Source organism: Roseibium sp. MMSF_3247 (assembly GCF_030733765.1).
Lineage (GTDB): Bacteria > Pseudomonadota > Alphaproteobacteria > Rhizobiales > Stappiaceae > Roseibium.
The window spans coordinates 71,867-85,488 of sequence record NZ_JASHII010000007.1 but is presented as its reverse complement, the minus strand read 5'-3'; the positions used below and the strand labels follow the sequence as shown (position 1 = coordinate 85,488).

At 56.5% G+C, this 13,622-nt stretch carries 12 protein-coding genes; 6 read left to right on the top strand and 6 right to left on the bottom strand.

Features of this window, described 5'->3' with window-relative positions:
• Positions 1-4: 4 nt before the first annotated feature.
• The gene (gene gluQRS, locus RBB44_RS20850; protein WP_306149787.1) at positions 5-889 is read right to left on the bottom strand and encodes a tRNA glutamyl-Q(34) synthetase GluQRS; all 885 of its coding nucleotides are present in this window, start codon (positions 887-889) and stop codon (positions 5-7) included.
• 103 nt (positions 890-992) lie between these two features.
• On the opposite strand from gluQRS, the gene RBB44_RS20845 reads away from it, so the two are divergent.
• Together RBB44_RS20845 and RBB44_RS20840 are read left to right on the top strand one after the other, a co-directional pair.
• On the top strand, positions 993-1,634 hold the full coding sequence (locus RBB44_RS20845; protein WP_306149719.1) for a DNA-3-methyladenine glycosylase: 642 nt from the start codon (positions 993-995) through the stop codon (positions 1,632-1,634).
• Between the two features lie 192 nt (positions 1,635-1,826).
• Positions 1,827-2,252, top strand: a complete 426-nt coding sequence (locus tag RBB44_RS20840) for a hypothetical protein (protein ID WP_306149720.1) — start codon at positions 1,827-1,829, stop codon at positions 2,250-2,252.
• 41 nt (positions 2,253-2,293) lie between these two features.
• On the opposite strand, the gene RBB44_RS20835 is transcribed toward RBB44_RS20840, so the two are convergent.
• The gene (locus tag RBB44_RS20835; RefSeq protein WP_306149721.1) at positions 2,294-3,076 is read right to left on the bottom strand and encodes a carboxylesterase; all 783 of its coding nucleotides are present in this window, start codon (positions 3,074-3,076) and stop codon (positions 2,294-2,296) included.
• A gap of 83 nt (positions 3,077-3,159) precedes the next feature.
• Here RBB44_RS20835 and RBB44_RS20830 point away from each other — a divergent pair, with 83 nt between their 5' ends.
• Positions 3,160-4,332, top strand: a complete 1,173-nt coding sequence (locus tag RBB44_RS20830; protein ID WP_306149722.1) for a glycosyltransferase family 4 protein — start codon at positions 3,160-3,162, stop codon at positions 4,330-4,332.
• 9 nt (positions 4,333-4,341) lie between these two features.
• On the opposite strand, the gene RBB44_RS20825 is transcribed toward RBB44_RS20830, so the two are convergent.
• From RBB44_RS20825 to RBB44_RS20810, 4 genes are all read right to left on the bottom strand, one after another.
• The gene (locus tag RBB44_RS20825) at positions 4,342-6,306 is read right to left on the bottom strand and encodes a methyl-accepting chemotaxis protein (protein WP_306149723.1); all 1,965 of its coding nucleotides are present in this window, start codon (positions 6,304-6,306) and stop codon (positions 4,342-4,344) included.
• Between the two features lie 364 nt (positions 6,307-6,670).
• Positions 6,671-7,207, bottom strand: a complete 537-nt coding sequence (gene thpR / locus RBB44_RS20820) for an RNA 2',3'-cyclic phosphodiesterase (protein WP_209176222.1) — start codon at positions 7,205-7,207, stop codon at positions 6,671-6,673.
• Between the two features lie 186 nt (positions 7,208-7,393).
• Complete coding sequence (locus RBB44_RS20815) at positions 7,394-8,446, bottom strand: aldo/keto reductase (RefSeq protein WP_306149724.1); 1,053 nt, start codon at positions 8,444-8,446, stop codon at positions 7,394-7,396.
• 58 nt (positions 8,447-8,504) lie between these two features.
• Complete coding sequence (locus RBB44_RS20810; protein ID WP_306149788.1) at positions 8,505-9,110, bottom strand: arylesterase; 606 nt, start codon at positions 9,108-9,110, stop codon at positions 8,505-8,507.
• Positions 9,111-9,257: 147 nt separating this feature from the next.
• Here RBB44_RS20810 and RBB44_RS20805 point away from each other — a divergent pair, with 147 nt between their 5' ends.
• The 3 genes from RBB44_RS20805 to RBB44_RS20795 all read left to right on the top strand — a co-directional run bounded on the left by RBB44_RS20805 (position 9,258) and on the right by RBB44_RS20795 (position 13,471).
• Positions 9,258-9,974 (top strand): ABC transporter ATP-binding protein, encoded by a 717-nt coding sequence (locus RBB44_RS20805; RefSeq protein ID WP_209180074.1) that lies wholly within the window; start codon positions 9,258-9,260, stop codon positions 9,972-9,974.
• Entirely contained in the window at positions 9,971-12,553 is a 2,583-nt protein-coding gene (locus RBB44_RS20800; RefSeq protein WP_306149725.1) for an ABC transporter permease, read from the top strand. Before RBB44_RS20805 ends, RBB44_RS20800 begins: the two co-directional genes overlap by 4 nt.
• Positions 12,554-12,652: 99 nt before the next feature.
• Positions 12,653-13,471 (top strand): hypothetical protein, encoded by an 819-nt coding sequence (locus tag RBB44_RS20795; protein ID WP_306149726.1) that lies wholly within the window; start codon positions 12,653-12,655, stop codon positions 13,469-13,471.
• The last annotated feature ends 151 nt before the right edge of the window (positions 13,472-13,622 follow it).

The window sequence follows — 13,622 nt, the reverse complement described above, 5'->3', positions numbered from 1 at the left end:
AGCATTAGAGCCCAATACGCTTGCGAAGATCCGCATGGGTCGCGCCGGCTTCCCGCAAGGATCGCAGGCTTGTATCCCGGTTTGACTTGGACAATTTGCGGCCATCGTCACCAAGGATCAGCCGGTGATGGCGGTATCGGGGCTCCGGCAGGTCTAGCAAATGTTGCAGAACGCGGTGGACGCTTGTTGCTGCATAGAGATCCTGGCCGCGCAGCACATCCGTGATTCCCTGGCGCGCGTCATCGACGACAACGGAGAGGTGATAGCTGGTCGGCGTGTCTTTCCGGGCCAGAACCACATCGCCCCAGGATGCAGCATCCGCGGCAATTGTTTTTGCCGGTTCAAACAATGCTGGACCTTCCGCCCCGAACTCCTGCCAGGTGAGCGGTTCTCCGATCCGGCTCAGAGCCGCCTTCATATCAAGCCGGAGGGCAAAGGGCGCATCGCTCTGAGACCGTTGTTGTATTTCCTCTTCGCTCAGAACCGCATCGTCTCCGGGATAAAGCGGCGCGCCATCCGGATCCCGTGGCCAAGGGCTGCCCTTTTCTTCGTGACCAGCAACGAAGCGTTTGATCTCGGCCCGCGTCAGGTAGGCCGGATAGACCAGCCCGAGGTCCTGAAGCTTTTCCAGCGCCGACCGGTAGTGCGGAAAGGCTTCCGACTGACGTAACATCGGCTCATCAAGCGGAACCCCAAGCCATGCCAGATCCTCAAACAGATCCCGTTCCAGCTCAGGCCTGCACCGGGTCTGATCGATGTCTTCGACACGCACAAGGAACCGGCCATGCAACGCCACTGCCGCGCGGGCATTCAGCAAAGCCGACAAGGCATGGCCAAGATGCAGATGTCCATTCGGAGAAGGCGCGAAACGAAAGACGGGCTCGGTCATGAAGTTTGAGAACGGTTGATTGGAAGCTGCGGGTCTTTTACGGCTAACCGTTCCTATCATTCCATTACCCTTGCGCAAGCGTGGAGATCGTCGAAGTCCCGTGATGAAGCCAATTCACACAGAAGATGACTTGAACCAGGGGCTTTCGGAGCTTCTTACTGCAAATCCGCGCTTACAGAGCATCTCGGAAAAGGCAGGGCCTTTGCCGCTGCGCCGTCGGCCAGCTGACTTTGAAGGATTGGCACACATAGTTACCGGCCAGCAGGTCTCCGTTGCCAGCGCGAGCGCAATCTTTGCCCGCTTGCAGACCTTGGTCACGCCATTGACCGCTGAGAACCTGTCCAGCTTTAGCGATGAAGATCTGGCGGCGGTTGGCTTGTCCAAACCCAAAATCCGAACTCTGCGCGCCGTAACAACAGCCTGTCAGAACGGCCTAGATTTGGCGGGGCTGGCGACTGCTTCGGCCGGACACGCGCACACCCAATTGTGTGAGATCAAAGGGATCGGGCGATGGACGGCCGACATATTTCTTCTCTTTTGCGCAGGTCACCCGGATATTTTTCCAAGTGGAGACCTTGCCCTTCAAATCGCTGTTCGCGACGCGTTCGAACTCAGTGAAAAGCCGGATTTAAAAACACTGGACCGGATTGCCGCAGATTGGGCACCGAACAGAGGCGTCGCAGCACGGCTGTTCTGGGCTTGGTATCGTGTTCAGAAACAGGGCAAGGAAACCCTGCCGGTCTAATCGAAAACCATCGATCTGGGATACATCGCCCGTAAAGACTTCTGCGCTAAGGCTTCGTGGCAAGGGCTCTAGTGAGATTACGGTGGTGCAATGAGAACTGTTGTCTGTTTCTTCGCGATTCTATTTGGGTTTGTCCTTACACCCGCTTTTTCCAGCGAACCGCTCTCAGCATCTGAAAACAGATGGGCACGAATGTCGAACGCCTGCCAGACTGAGCTGGGCCTCTCGGCAGACCAATGCGGCTGCATTTTCACCAAGTCACTGGACACAAATCTTTCCAACGTCGATCTCTCATTTTACTACGCCAACGAACCGGGCCGCCTGTCTGCGCAGGCACGCGCCAAGTTGGATGAACTGCGTCAACTTTGCACGACAGACGGGACGGCCGGTGGCGCAGGTCAGCCAAGTGAACACTCCGCCTTGTGTGAGAGAAAAAGCAATATGGATGCGCCCCGTTGCAGCTGTTTCTTGCGAAAAACCAGTGCGGCCAACTACGCCTCCAATGATGTTGAAATGTTCCTGCGCGGTCGAGCATCGAAGGTGAGCGAGTTCAGCCTCTACACAGAGATGACCATTCACCTTCTGGATTGCGAGAAGGAAGTCATTCAAGGCCGCTAAGGCGCCGCCAATCGAAATCCGCAAGCCGCTCCCAAGGGCCTTTAGGAGGACACGCACTCACTCATGGAGGCGGCAGACCGGATCAGCAACTCGATGTCTGCTGGCCGCGACAAACGATGATCACCGTCCGGCACGACTGTAAACGTGACATCATCCTGCGGCAGAGCCTGCACCAGCCGTTCCGCATGACCAAGTGGAACATCCGGATCCAGCGCACCTTGCAGGATCGTCACCGGCACCCCGATCTGAAGAGAGCTGCCGAACAGCAAATGAGACCGCCCGTCTTCGATCAACTTGCGGGTGATGACATAGGGATCATCGCTGTAGTCGGACGGCTGCTCCCAGCGTCCGTCCTGCAAGATAGCCGCACGTATATCGTCCGAGAACCGCTCTTTCCACATCAGCTCTTCCGTAAAGTCAGTCGCTGGCGCGATCAAAATCAAACCCTTGATCCGGCTTGTTTCCTTGCGTGAGAGAGCCAAGAGAAGAGCAATCCAGCCGCCCATGGATGAGCCGACAAGGATGGTTTCGCCGCCCGTGCAGGTGTCGAACACCGCCTCGGCTTCCTCCAGCCAATCGGACACGCACGCCTCTTCAAATGCGCCTTCTGAAAATCCGTGCCCGGAATAATCAAAGCGAACCGCTTCCTGCCCTCGCTCCCAAGCAAATGCAGACAGGGCCTCGGCTTTGGTTCCGCTCATGTCAGACTTGAAACCCGACAGCCACATGAGACCGGGCGATCTTCCTGGATCTTTCCGGACAGCGATTTTCCGCCTCTGACCGTTTTTTCCAACCTCAATGAATTGCGGTTCCGCCGCGCCCATACTATGGCTCTCTTTCAGTTTCTTCTGCTGGTGTCCTTTGGCACAGCCATCCGTTATTTAAAAGACCGCCCGGAGCCCTGCTGGTGTCCCTGCCCACCGCCCCAACCGTATTGCAAGTGATCCCCGACCTGAACTCCGGGGGCGCGGAACGCACCACTGTCGATATTGCCCGCGCTCTTATCGCTGCAGGTGGAACCGCACTCGTAGCCAGCCAGGGCGGGCAGATGGTGCGCGAGCTGGAAGATATCGGCGCCCAGCATTTCACATTGCCGGTCAAATCGAAAAATCCGGTCACTCTTTGGAAAAATGCGGGCCTGTTGAGCGAACTGATCCGCGCGCAAGACGTTGACATCATTCACGCCCGAAGCCGGGCTCCCGCCTGGTCTTCTCTCTTTGCCGCCCGGCGGACACACATTCCGTTCGTCACCACCTATCACGGCAGCTACAGCCAATCGAATGCGGTCAAAGGGCTTTACAATTCAATCATGGCCCGCGGCGACACTGTCATTGCGAACTCCAAATACATTGCCGATCTGATCGCCGACCGGCACCCCTTTGCGAAAGACCGCATTACCGTGATCCATCGCGGCTCCGATTTGAAAGGTCTTGCGCCGGAAAATGTCAGTGCCTTGCGCCGGCAGGCCCTGAAAGACAGTTGGGGCGTTCCCACAGGCCGCCCGATCATCATGAACATGGCACGCCTGACGAGCTGGAAAGGCCAGAAGGTGTTGATCGAGGCCATGGGCGCACTGAAGGCGTCCGGAGTAACGGCACCGATTGCCATTCTTGCCGGCGATGCTCAAGGCCGAGACGGTTATGTGGCAGAGTTGAAGCAGTTGATTGCCGATTGGAACTTGCAGGATCAGGTCCGGCTGGTCGGCCATTGCGCGGACGTGCCGGCGGCCATGGCGCTGTCCGATTTGGCCGTTGTCGCTTCGATCGAACCGGAAGCCTTCGGCCGAGCCGCTGTTGAAGCACAAGCGGCCCGTGTTCCAGTCATCGTTTCTGACCTTGGCGCCGTGCCCGAAACCGTGCTGGCACCACCCGATGCTGCAGAAAAAGACCGCACCGGATGGCGCGTTCCGCCTGGTGACAGCGACGCGCTGGCCTCGGCGATCAAGACTGCGCTTGCACTATCAGCAGAAGACCGGCTCGCACTGACAGGCCGAGGCCTGACCCATGCGAGCCGGAATTTTACCGTTGAAACAATGTGCGCCAAGACACTCGACGTTTATGCCAAGCTGCTGGATCGCTGACCGTTCCGTTTAAGCCGCCCGGATCTGGCCGAGGAAGCGGTTCACTTCATCGCGCAGCAAATTGGACTGTTCGGTCAGATCATTGATGCTGGATTGGACCGCATGCGTGGCATGACTGGATTCCACCGATGCGTCTTTCACAACCTTGATGCTGTCCGAAACATCCCGGGTACCATTCGCGGCCTGGGCAACGTTTTCAGCAACGCTTTGGGTCGTTGCACCCTGCTCTTCCATTGCGGACGCAATCGCGGTCGAAGACTGTTCCAGATCGCGCATAACATCGCCGATTTTCGCGATAGACCCAACCGCGGTCTTGGTTTCCGCCTGAATTTCCGTAACCAGCTCCGAAATGTTTTCCGTTGCCTTGGCCGTTTCGTTCGCAAGTGCCTTCACTTCACTGGCAACAACCGCGAAACCCTTCCCGGCCTCACCGGCGCGGGCAGACTCGATGGTCGCGTTCAATGCGAGGAGGTTGGTCTGCTCGGCAATATCGGAAATCATCGATACAACTTCGCCGATGCGGTCGGCCATGTTGGCAAGTGTTTCCATCTGGGTAGCGGTGCCGGTCACATCCTGAGCCGCGCTCTTGGAAGCAGCGGACGCACGGATGATTTGCTCATTGATCTCGCTGATTGACGCGGTCATTTCCTCAGCAGCGGACGCAACGACGGAGACATTTTCTGTCGTCTGCGCAGAGGCTGACGCTGCCACTTCAGCGCGTTCGCTAGTGTTTTCCGAGACACGTGCCATGGTCTGTGCGCTCTGATCCAGATTGGCAGCGGTGCTGGAAACACGCTCCACGATTGCACCCACGGAAGCTTCGAACTGGCTTGCCAGATTCTCCATCAACGCGCGTTTTTCTTCTTCGGCCCGCGCCGTGCGATCCTGTTGCTCCTGTTCAAGCTCCAAGGTCCGGATGGCGTTTGCACGGAAGACTTCTACGGCACGCGCAATGCTGCCAATTTCATTGCCGCGGTCAGCATAGCCGACAGTCACATCGTTGTTGCCGCCCGCCAATTCATTCATGACTCCGGTGAGGTCTTTGATCGGGCGTGTGATGCTGCGTCCGATCAGCCAACCGAGACCAATCGCCAGGATCAAACTGATCGACCCGATCACAAGGAAGAGGTTGTTCGAGAAACTGCGCGCAGATTCGAGACCGGCGCTGGCAGCCTGCTTGCCGAGATAAGCCGCTTCGGACAGCTTTGACCAATCCGGCATGATCTTCGCAAACGTCTCGTCAGCGGCTGCAACCTGCGCATCAATGAACTGGGCCTTTTCAGCATATTTCTTGAAAGTGGCCTGGTATATATCGAGAAGTGCGCTGATTTCTTTTTGCTCTGCGTCCGGCAAACCGCTGTTGGGAAGCATATCTGCAAATTCACTGCGCCGGTCATCGATCCGGCCGATGTATTTGTCGGCGCCGCGCAGCATGAAGTCCTTTTCGTGGCGGCGCATCATCAACATCTTGACGGTCAGTGCATCGAGGTTCGCTGCTTTTAGGCGCTCTTCAACGTTATGTACCGCGCCGCGGAGTTCGCCCTTCAGGCCGACTTTTTCGTCCAGCCCCATCTCTTTCGATTGAGCCACAATCGCATCGAAATCTGCTTTGTGCTGTGCCAGCGTACTCTCAAGGCTTTCGATCACCGGCATCTGATCGGCAGCTTCCGGTTTCTCTGCGGTGAGCTTCAGGAATTCAACAGCTTCGCCATACCGCTCATCATAGGTGGCTGTAAGCATTTCATCCTTCGTCAGCAGAAAGTCCTTTTCCAACCGCCGCATGTCTTGCGCCTTCGCCAGCACCTGGGACACGTAATAGTCCATCTGGGAGTATTCAGCGAGGCGATCATTTTCAGTGCTGACAAGCTCCTGGCTATGCCGGGCGACAAAAAACAGCAGAACGATTGCAACAACGGTGATGGCCGATAGACTGCCCACTCGAGCGGCGATCGACAGATTGGTGATTGACTTCATGATTGCACAGACTCTTTTTTATTACCGTAAGATGCATTACACAACTCACGAAAGGTAAGTACAGAAGAAGCAAAACGAATTAATTTTCCTTTACGACTGATCTCTGAAAACTAGAAATTTGAATGTATTCCGATTGAAATTTTTTTCAAACTACAACCAAAAGATGATGAATACGGTTAAATACTAAGCCAGCAAACAAAATTCCGAATTATCAATCAAAAACTCAGCGGAAAATGTCTGACGATCACAATTCGCGTCCACGGAGGCTTCGTCACTGACGCGATCTCACAGGGTCGAGGCAAAATCTTGCGCTTCCGCTGGACTTGAGATCCGCAAACCCGCAGATCGGACCTTCGCGAAACACTCAAGCTGCCAGTGGGTAAGCTTCTTCCACCAAGTATGGCCCGCCACCAACACTTGATTTTGCAGAGAACAAGACGAACCGGCCTGCAATAAATGGCGGAGCCTGGAAGTTACCGCGCTCGCACAACCACTTGGCAACATCTTCATTATTGGATGTTTTACAGCGGGCCAGAGTGACATGAGGCACGTACTTGCGCCGCTCTGCCGGCAAGTGAAGCCGTTGCAGGATGCGCTCTTGCTCGCTTTGAAGCTCAGACAAAGCCGATGTCAGCTGCACACCGGCCCAGACCGCGTGTGGCTTGCCGTTGCCGAAGGACCCAAGGCCATCAAGCCTGATCTCAATGGGATTACGGCGGATCCGGTCGAGTGCATCAACCACTTCATCCGCCGTGCGATCATCGATATCGCCAATGAAGCGCAGAGTGATGTGATAGTTTTCCGGATCGATCCAGCGGGCGCCCCGAAGGCCTCCCCGGAGCATGGACAACATGAGGGCCGTCTCAGACGGAATCTCAAGGCCTGTAAAAAGCCGCGGCATAGGTGTTCCCTCCGCCAAACGCTGATGTCCCCATCAGGAATCAACTTGATGAAATTGGCAAGACAAAAAACCAACACTTTGAAGACAAAGTAGTTTTTGTGTGGAGAGAGATTTCGAGCCGGGCAATTCCTTGCCCGGCTCGAGGGGGAGACTGTCGTTTGATTCTTTTGAAAACGTGAACGTCAGCTACGGTGCTGTGTTGCCGAATTCCTGATGAATCGCGTCGATCTTCTCAAGGACGTCGCTGCTTAACGTCACATCGGCAGCAGCAATGTCATTCTCCAGCTGATCCATGCGCGTTGCCCCAAGAATGACGGACGTCATAAAGTCACGGGACTTGGCAAAGGCAATCGCCATTTGCGCCGGATCGAGACCGGCTTCATCTGCCAGATTGAAATAGGCGTCATAGGCTTCGATCGACCGCGGGTGCTCATAGCGTTGCAGGCGGTCAAACAGCACTTTTCGGGAGCCAGCCGGCATTGCGCCATTCCTGTACTTGCCCGTCAGATAGCCTTGTGCCAGCGCGGAGTATCCAAGCAAACCAACGTTTTCACGTTGCGCGATCTCTGCCAGTCCGGTTTCGAAAGTGCGGTTGACCAGATTATAGGTGTTCTGGATCGAGGCGACCCGCGGCAAACCAAGGTGCTCGGAGGCCGCCACATAGCGCATGGTGCCCCAGGAGCTTTCATTGGAGATCCCGATGTGGCGGACCTTGCCGCTTTTCACCAGGTCCGCCATCACTTCCAGCGTGCTTTCGATGCTGTTCTCGTCTTCATGCAGCTCCGGCGGAGCCCAGCGCGCCGGATTGGCGCCGAAGTTGCTCATGTTCCGATCCGGCCAGTGGATCTGGTAAAGGTCGATGTAGTCGGTCTGAAGGTTTTTCAGGCTCCGGTCGACCGCAAATTCGATTTCCGCACGTGTCAGGCTGGCGCCTTTGCCGTGCTCGCGGAACCAATCCATGCCGGTCCGGCCGACAACCTTGGTCGCCAAAACAACTTTGTCCCGGTTGCCGGTTTTTTGAAACCATGTGCCGATGATCCGTTCCGTCCGCCCCTGCGTTTCCTTCTTTGGCGGAATTGCATAGAGCTCGGCTGTATCGAAAAAATTGATCCCCTTCTCCAGGGCATAATCCATTTGAGCATGACCTTCGGCTTCCGTGTTTTGTTCGCCATAGGTCATTGTGCCAAGGCACAATGCGCTGACCTTTATATCCGTGCGGCCAAGCGTGCGCAGTTCCATGAGGGATATCCTTGTTTACAGGTAATTTATGTTCGGCAGGATCAGAGATGTCTGAATGCTACTTTTTGGAGGCTTGTACCAGCAACTCTTCGACCGTCGGCAGAATGTTTTCAACAATGACGCCAACGCCCTCCGCATTCGGGTGAATGCCATCGGCGAGATTAAGATCCGGGTTCAGCGCAACACCTTCCAGAAAGAACGGATAGAGCAATGCGCCATGGGCCTCGGCGATGTCTTTGTAGATTGGGTCGAAGGATGCGGCATAGTCCTCGCCAAGATTGCGTGGGGCGAGCATGCCCGCAACAAGCACCGCAATGTCCTTGTCGGTCAGGCGTTGCACGATTTGTTTGAGGTTGTTGCGTGTCAGGTCCGGCTGAATGCCGCGCAAGGCATCATTGGCGCCAAGCTCAACGATGACAGCGTCAGCGTCAGTTCCCACCGACCAGTCGAGCCGTGACAGTCCACCGGAGGAGGTGTCACCGGAAACACCAGCATTGACGACCTCCACAGAATGCCCGCGTGCATTGAGCGCTTTTTGCAATTGCTCCGGAAAGCCCTCCCCGGCCTGCAGCTGATACCCGGCGGACAAACTGTCTCCCAGTACAACGAGCTTTATATCAGCGGCATTTGCAGTGCTGGCTCCCAACCACAACAGAGGCAGCATCAAAAACAGAAAGAAACGATACACTCTAATACACTTTCCTGACTGGAAGACTTGGCACAACAGGCCCATATGGTCCCAAAGTGACCACTTGTCGAGGGCATGTGATGGCCAGAACGGCCAACATATGACCGTTATAAAGGCCCAAAGATGACGACGACACCAGCCATTGCCCTGAAAAATGTCCACTTGACCCTCGGAGAAGGGGCCGGACAGGTTCACATCCTGAAGGGTATTGATCTGGAGATCGGAAAGAGCACATCCGTCGGCCTGGTCGGACCATCCGGCTCGGGGAAATCGACCCTCCTCATGGTGATGGCAGGACTGGAACGCGCCGATGAGGGATCGGTCGTCGTTGCCGGATCAGAACTCGGCGGACTTTCAGAAGACCAGCTGGCTCTGTTCAGGGGCCGCAATGTCGGCATCATCTTTCAGTCGTTTCACCTTGTCCCGAATATGACGGCGCTGGAAAACGTCGCAGTGCCGCTTGAACTTGCAGGCGATGCGGACGCCTTCAAGAAGGCCCAGGCAGAGCTTGAGGCCGTTGGTCTTGGAAAACGCATGCACCACTATCCGGCACAGATGTCCGGCGGAGAGCAACAACGGGTCGCCGTTGCGCGCGCGCTCGTCGTGGAGCCGGAAATCCTGATCGCAGATGAACCGACAGGGAACCTGGATGAAAGCACCGGCGCACAGATCGTCGACCTGATGTTCTCTGCGCAGCGCGACCGCAAAACAACGCTGGTTCTTGTGACGCACGATCCGGCCCTTGCCGAAAAATGTGACCGGGTCATCCGGGTCCGCTCGGGCGAAATCGAAGAAACCACCCAAAATCTGGCCGCAACGCAAGAACAGGTGTCCGCATGAGCGGATTTGTGTCCGGCGAGCTTGGCCGCAACAACCAGACCTTCCGCCTCGCCCTCCGGTTTGCCCTGCGCGAACTGCGCGGCGGCTTGAAGGGCTTTTACATTTTCATTGCCTGTATCGCGCTTGGGGTTGCCGCGATTTCCGGTGTGACTTCGGTTTCCAGCGCCTTGACCGAAGGGATCTCCCAGGAAGGCCAAGCCATTTTGGGCGGCGATCTGTCCTTCCGTCTGGTTCATCGTCAAGTCAATGAGGACGAGCGGAGCTACATCGACAGTCTCGGTGCAGTTTCGGAAGTCGCGACATTGCGCGCAATGGCCCGGCGCGCAGACACGGCAGACCAGGCACTTGTAGAGCTTAAGGCGGTCGATGATGTTTATCCGCTCTATGGCGCGCTCGAGCTGCAATCAGGGCAAAGCCTTGTGGACGCACTGGAACAGCGTAACGGTCGCTGGGGCGCTGTGGCCGAACTGGCCCTGCTGGCCCGTCTTGATGTTGAAGTTGGTGACACACTTGAGCTTGGCCGCACGAGTGTTGAAATCACAGACGTTATTGAAACTGAACCCGATAAACTCGCAGGTGGGATGGAGTTCGGCCCCCGGCTGATGATCTCCACCGAGGCCATCGGCGCAACTGGCCTTGTTCAGCCGGGTAGTTTGGTGCGCTGGCATTACCGGGTGCGCATGGATCCCGCGCCGAGCATCGGCGAGCTCAAACAGATCGAGGAAGAAGCGGAACAAACTGAAGCCGATGCCGGTTGGCGGGTGCGCTCCAGAGCCAACGCATCTCCCGGCCTTCAGCGCAGCATCGACCGGTTTGCACAATTTCTGACGCTTGTTGGTCTCACAGCTCTTGTTGTGGGCGGCGTTGGCGTTGCCAATGCGGTCCGGGCCTTCCTGGAAACAAAACGGGAAGTCATTGCAAGCTTCAAGTGCCTGGGCGCAACTGGCGGCTTCGTCTTCCAGATTTATCTGGTGCAGATGCTGGCGCTTGCCCTGATCGGGATTGGCATCGGGCTGGTCATTGGAGCAATGATCCCGTTTGCCGCTGGTGCTGCACTTTCCAATGTTCTTCCCGTCAAACTTGCGGTCGGCATCTATCCAAGCGAACTGGGCCTGGGTCTTGTCTATGGTCTTTTGACCGCGCTGGCTTTCGCGCTTTGGCCGCTTGGCCGGGCTCATGACGTTCCACCCACCGCCCTGTTCCGCGATATTGTTGCGGCTGGCTCCAAATGGCCCCGCAAACGCTATTTGTTTGCCACGGCTCTCACCGTGGTCGTCCTTGCGTCCATCGCCATCCTGCTGGCCTATGACAAGCGGATCGCCACGATCTATATCGCAGCGTCTGCCGGAGCTTTTGTGCTTTTGGTGGTTGTGGCACGGATCATCATGTGGCTCGCCAAACGCCTGCCTCCGGTCCGCTCTACCGAGCTGCGGCTGGCAATCGCCAACATTCACCGCCCTGGTGCCCTGACGCCGTCCGTCGTTCTGTCTCTTGGCCTGGGCCTCTCCCTGCTGGTCGCCCTGACCCTGATTGATGGAAACCTCCGCCGGGAGCTCACCGCTACCATCGCAGGTGAAGCGCCAAGCTTCTTCTTTGTCGACATTCAAAGCCATGAGCGGGACGCGTTTGAAACCCTTTTACGCGAAGAAGCGCCGAACGCGGACCTTCAAAGTGTGCCGATGTTGCGCGGCCGGATTGTTAGCCTCAACGGCATCAGCAGCGATGATTTCGTGCCAGCACAAGAAGGGTCCGACTGGGTTCTGCGCGGCGACCGCGGCATCACTTACGAGGCTACGCTCCCGCCGAACTCGGAACTGGCGACCGGTGAATGGTGGCCGCAGGACTATTCCGGGCCTCCACTGGTCTCCTTTGACGCGGAGGCTGCAACAGACCTCGGCCTCAAGATCGGCGACACCGTTTCTGTAAACGTTCTTGGTCGCGAAATCTCCGCAGAGATTGCGAATACGCGGGACGTGGAATGGCAATCGCTTGGCATCAATTTTGTCATGGTGTTCTCGCCAAACACATTTGCCGGGGCGCCGCATGCGCATCTGATGACCCTTGGCTGGGATGATAACGTCCAGACAGACACCGAGTTGGCCTTGTTGAAGACCGTCTCCAGCAGCTTTCCGACCGTCACTAGCGTCCGCGTGAAAGATGCGATCTCCCAGGTGAACAACATCGTGGCTCAGCTCGCATGGGCGATCCGCGGCGCCTCCTCCATCACGCTGATTGCCAGCATTCTTGTCTTAGCAGGCGCACTCGCCGCCGGGCATCGCAGCCGCATCTATGACGCTGTCATCTTGAAGACCATTGGCGCCACACGAACGCGGCTGATCCTGGCCTATGGCCTCGAATATGCGATCCTTGGCCTTGTCACAGCAGTGTTTGCCGTTTTGGCGGGCGGCATTGCTGCCTGGTATGTCATCACTGCAATCATGGGCGGAACCTTTACGCTGCTGCCAGTTACAGCGTTCAGTGCTGCCCTAATCGCGCTTGTCCTGACTGTCGGGTTCGGCCTGATCGGAACCTGGCGCGTTCTTGGCGAAAAACCTGCACCGGTTCTTAGAAACCTCTGATACGGCCAAAGACGGTGTTAACCGTCAGAAAAATTTCATCAAACTCACCGCAGATGTGCGCCGGTTCATGACCGGCGCGCCTTGCGTCATGCGATTATCTTGGATATCGGAAGAGAGATTTATCTCTTGAAGGGGCACTCCGAAATGCCGGGCTATCGTTTGAAATCCATGTTTAAGACCACTCTAGCAGCCTCAATTGCGGCTTTGACCATGCTGTCAGCCATGCCGGCAGCTCAAGCTGAAAGCCCATTTCACACCGGCGTCTGGCAGCTGAATGATCCGGCTGGCAAACGTGGCCTCGTTGTCAGTGACTGGCTGGTTTGGGAAGACGGCCTGCCGAAGCGCTGGCTTTACCGCCGCGCGGGAACCAATGACGCCAACCAGTTTGATTTCTTCACCCGCTCAATCGGTGACAGCGGCTTCACCCCGGTCGGCATCCGCGTTTATCGGACCGGCGAGCATGAGATGAAATACACCATCTCCGAGAAAGGCAAGGATCCGATCGAGGTTTCCGCGAACCGTTTGTCGATCCCGAACTACAAGAATTCTTGCCTCTCGGTTGAAAACAAGGGCAACAGGCTGACAGGCGGCACCTGGACCGGCACACCGCAATCTGCCGGTAAAAAGCTCCGCCTGACCAAATCCAAGCTGACCATTGATGGAAACGCGCGCAATGTGACCGTCGAAGATGTTCGCGTGGGCCGTGTCGGGATCATGGAAGACGGCAAACCCTTGGCGTTTTTCACCGATGCTGGCGGCGATTATGGCGTTCTTCAGTGGTTCAAGCCGGGCGTAACGCCGGAAGTCATGCGCGACACCACAAAAGAAGTTATGGATTTCAAGGCAGAAGAAATCTTCCGCTGGCCACAAGGCACTTGCGATCGGCAGATCGCAAGCCGTCTTAAAGCCATGAAATAAGAACTCTTCTTAATCATAAGGGCCGGAAATACGGGCCGTAGCAGAAAGATTGCGATTTTTTCAGGAAAGTCATCTTGTGCTAGGGTCCGTATTCTCCCATATGTTGAGGGAGCTGTGCTGCAGGACTCCCTGCGCGCACAAGTTTTGAACG